3 protein-coding genes and 1 pseudogene are annotated in these 3,759 nt (G+C 60.1%); all 4 read right to left on the bottom strand.

Features of this window, described 5'->3' with window-relative positions:
* Positions 1-41: 41 nt before the first annotated feature.
* Entirely contained in the window at positions 42-1,055 is a 1,014-nt protein-coding gene (locus tag E1J61_RS36175) for a galactitol-1-phosphate 5-dehydrogenase (RefSeq protein WP_133098561.1), read from the bottom strand.
* Between the two features lie 55 nt (positions 1,056-1,110).
* Positions 1,111-2,463: an MFS transporter gene (locus E1J61_RS36170; RefSeq protein ID WP_133098560.1), complete on the bottom strand. Its 1,353-nt coding sequence runs from the start codon at positions 2,461-2,463 to the stop codon at positions 1,111-1,113.
* A gap of 112 nt (positions 2,464-2,575) precedes the next feature.
* Complete coding sequence (gene hpsO, locus E1J61_RS36165) at positions 2,576-3,358, bottom strand: (S)-sulfopropanediol 2-dehydrogenase HpsO (protein ID WP_133098559.1); 783 nt, start codon at positions 3,356-3,358, stop codon at positions 2,576-2,578.
* Between the two features lie 2 nt (positions 3,359-3,360).
* A pseudogene (hpsN, locus tag E1J61_RS36160) lies at positions 3,361-3,759 on the bottom strand (sulfopropanediol 3-dehydrogenase); the annotation flags it as partial.

Genomic DNA, 3,759 nt, shown 5'->3' with positions numbered 1-3,759 from the left:
AAAAAATTTTTGTTCCGTACGCCGTTGGGGTTGGGGCTTCCTCAGGCGAGCTCAGGAATCAATACAACCTTCCCCGCTGCCACCCGCCCTGCGGCAAGATCAGCAAAGGCGGCCGGGCCATCTGCCAAAGAACGGGTTTCAACCCATTCAAGCGAGCCAAAGTTCCCTTGCTCCAGTGCCCGAACAGTGGCGTGCATGTCGGACATCGTGTAGGTGTAAGTTCCCAGCAGCGTCAATTCGGCAAGGGTCAATTTGCGCATATCGATCTCGCTCGACCACGCCTGCAAGCCGATATGCATGACAACTCCCCCGGGTCGGGTCGCGGCGATGGCAAGGTTCCGCGTTGGAGCGGCGCCCACAGCATCGATGACAACGTCGAATGCGGATTCGGGAGGCGGACTGACAGTTGGATCGATCACCTCGCATCCAAGATGCCGGCCTACCGATGCCTGTCGGAGGGCATTGGTCTCAGCGACACAGACACGTTTGCAGCCGTAAGAGGTCACCAAGGCAGCAGTCAGCATGCCTATCGCTCCGCCGCCGATGATCAGAACACTCGCCTCAGGCAAGGGCCGGTTCATCGCCCGCATCGTGAGGTTGACGGCATGGAGCGCGGTGGCTGCTGGTTCGGTCAGCGCTGCGCTGACACTCGGAAGCATGTCAGGGATCGGGATTGCGCAGCGAATCGGAATCGCAAGATATTCGGACAGTGCGCCGGGCCGGTTCATGCCAACCATGCCGCGATTGGCGCAGAGGTTGTCACGTCCCTGGAGGCAGTAGTCGCAGTGACCGCATGTGACAAGTGGGTTCGCTGTGATGCGCTGACCGGCGGGCATGCGAGCTTCATCGGAAGAGGCGATGACAGTACCCGCAAACTCATGGCCAAGAACCAGCCCGGGCTTGCGGCGGGGATCATGACCATGGTAGGCGTGGAGATCCGAACCGCAGATGCCGCTAGCATCGATGCGCAATAGAATCTCACCTGGCTCCAGGTCCGGCATGTCTCGGTCCAGTACCGCGACGGCGTCCGGTTGGGTATAGACGATTGCTTTCATGGGTTTACCTAATCCTGAGTCGGGTGTTATGCAGGTGATGAAGCGGAGCCGCGCATTAGGCATGGACCTTGGAAGGCTCCAGGCCTACGCGGTTGGCATGCGCCGACCGAAATGCAATCCACATCGTGCAGGCGGCGCTCATGATGCCGACTGCCAGCACGTATGCGCACAGATACCAGGGTTCTCCGCCCGCCTTGGCGTTAAGCCAGGTGGCGATGATCGGCGTCAGACCTCCCGCAAACACCCCGGCAAACTGGTAGACAAAGGAGATGCCGGTATATCGAACCCGAGAATCGAACACTTCCGAGAACATCGACGACATCGTGCCGAATACCGCCGCGTGGAAGATACCGAACGGAATGATGATCGCCGCCCACACCACCAGCACATTGCCACCGGAATGCTGCATCAGCCAGAAAGCCGGCAAGGCCGAAAGACCTGCGAGCAGCGCGCCAGTTCCGTAGACGATAGGCCGGCCGACACGGTCGGATACGGCGCCCCATAGCGGAATGAAGAACGTCATCACGCCGGCACCGATCAGCACGCCCAGCAACGCTTGATCACGGGACAACTTCAGCGTCTGCGTGAGGTAGGTCAGTGAGAAAACGCCAAACACATTGAAGAAGACGCCATCGATGAATCGAGCTCCCATGCAGGCAAGCACAACGGCGGGATAGCGACGAAGCATGGCCAAGAATGGAAGTCCAGGCGCTTCCTCGCGGTCATGCTGAGCGGCCGCGAATTCCGGGGATTCCTCCACATGTGAGCGCATATACGAACCGATCAAGACCATCACTGCGCTAAGGAGGAAGGCAATGCGCCAGCCCCATGCGAGGAAATCCTTATCGGACAGCAGCAGAGACAAGATGGCGATGACACCGCTTGCAAGTACCAGCCCGAGGGACATGCCTGTCTGCGGCAGACTCGCAAAGAATCCTCGACGGTGGCTTGGAGCGCTCTCGAAGGTCATCAGCACCGCCCCGCCCCACTCGCCACCGAGGCCAATCCCCTGCGCTACCCGACATACCAGCAGCAGGATCGGCGCCCAGACACCAATCTGCTCATAGGTGGGAATCAGGCCGATGGCGGTAGTCGCCACGCCCATGATCATCAGTGTCAGTACCAGCATGCGCTTGCGACCCAAGGTATCGCCGAAGTGTCCGAAAATCACACCCCCAAGCGGCCGGGCCACAAAGCCTGCCGCGAAGGTTGCATAGGCCAAAAGCGTGCCCACCACGGGATCCGTTGAAGGGAAGTACAGCTTGTTGAACACGAGGCCAGCTACCACCCCGTAAAGGAAGAAGTCGTACCACTCAACCATCGCACCAATCGTGCTCGACGTAACAACCCGGCGCAATTTTTGCGCCGCGTCCTGAGCGGACTGCACCGCCGTTGACTGCTTCGTCATCCTTGTCTCCTAATTCGGTCTTGTCCCGTGGTTGCGCTTCAGAGGCGCTATTTTCGGTACGGACAGCGGTGGCGCTGTTGCCACGCGCTGCCCTTATGGGTTGCCGCGTTGCTTACCGAGCCGTATAGCCTCCGTCAACCATGAAAGTCTGGCCAGTGATGTACGCTGCCATATCGCTGGCCAGGAAGGCGACCAACCCGTGCAGGTCCGCGAGTTCGCCATTGCGCCCGATACAAGTACGGCTGGCGTGATACTCCGTGAGACCGGCATCCGCGAACACGGGACCGGTCAGCGCGGTAGGGAAAAATCCCGGACCAATTGCGTTGCAAGTGATCCCGTGACGAGACCACTCTTCGGCAATAGCTCGCGTGAGTTGGACGATGCCGCCTTTTGCCGCGCCATACGGTGCACTATTGGCGAAGGCACGGTACGACTGCAGGGAAGCGATGTTCAAAATGCGCCCCCACCCTTGAGCCTGCATCGCGGGTGCCAGCGCCTGCGTGAGGAAGAACGGCGCACCGAGATGGGTGTCGAGCTGGAGCCTCCACGAAGACGGCGTGACGCTTGCGTACGTTTCACGCAGGTTCATTCCCGCCGCATTGACTAGGATATCGATCGGGCCATGTTGCTGTTGTAGCGCATCCGCCGCCGCCGGAATGGCATCGAGATCGGATACGTCGCACACGTGTGTATTGACCGCGATTCCCATGGCGTCGAGGCGGGCCGCAGCAGCATCGAGTTGGGGTTGGCGTCTCGCCGCGAGAATCACTCGCGCGCCGACCTGGCCCATCGCGGTGGCAATGGCCTCTCCGATACCGGAACTGCCGCCTGTTACGAGCGCCTGCCTTCCCGAAAGATCAGGCACAAGCCTCCCTGCATTATGCAGTCCGATCATGGTTACACCTCCACCGGCGTGCCCATTTCGAAGGACGTATTGGGGAAGTACTTCATCATGCGGTCATCCGCAGTACGGGCATGTGCTTCCATGCCTTCGAGCCGCGAGATGCGAGCTGTCACCTGGCCAATCTGGCGCGTCGCTTCACGCGTCATTTGTTGCCACGTCAGCGTCTTCATGAACTTGTGCACAGACAGCCCGCCGGAGTAACGCGCTGCCCCCTTTGTTGGAAGCACGTGGTTGGGCCCGCTGGTTTTGTCGCCGAACGCCACGGTCGTTTCCTCACCGAGGAAGAGCGAGCCGTAGCAGGTCAGATTGGCCAGCCACCAGTCGAGATCCGCTGTGTGGACTTCCAGATGCTCGGAGGCATAACGGTCGGAGATCTCCACCACCTCTTCACG

It is taken from the genome of Cupriavidus sp. L7L, from assembly GCF_004353535.1.
Classification (GTDB): Bacteria; Pseudomonadota; Gammaproteobacteria; order Burkholderiales; family Burkholderiaceae; genus Cupriavidus; species Cupriavidus oxalaticus_A.
The sequence above is the reverse complement of the archived record's forward strand: the minus strand, read 5'-3'. Positions and strand labels throughout refer to the sequence as shown.

Coding starts and splice junctions, on each gene's coding strand:
- E1J61_RS36170 (WP_133098560.1), bottom strand. CDS start 2,463: ATGACGAAGCAGTCAACGGCGGTGCAGTCCGCTCAGGACGCGGCGCAA.
- E1J61_RS36175 (WP_133098561.1), bottom strand. CDS start 1,055: ATGAAAGCAATCGTCTATACCCAACCGGACGCCGTCGCGGTACTGGAC.
- hpsO (WP_133098559.1), bottom strand. CDS start 3,358: ATGATCGGACTGCATAATGCAGGGAGGCTTGTGCCTGATCTTTCGGGA.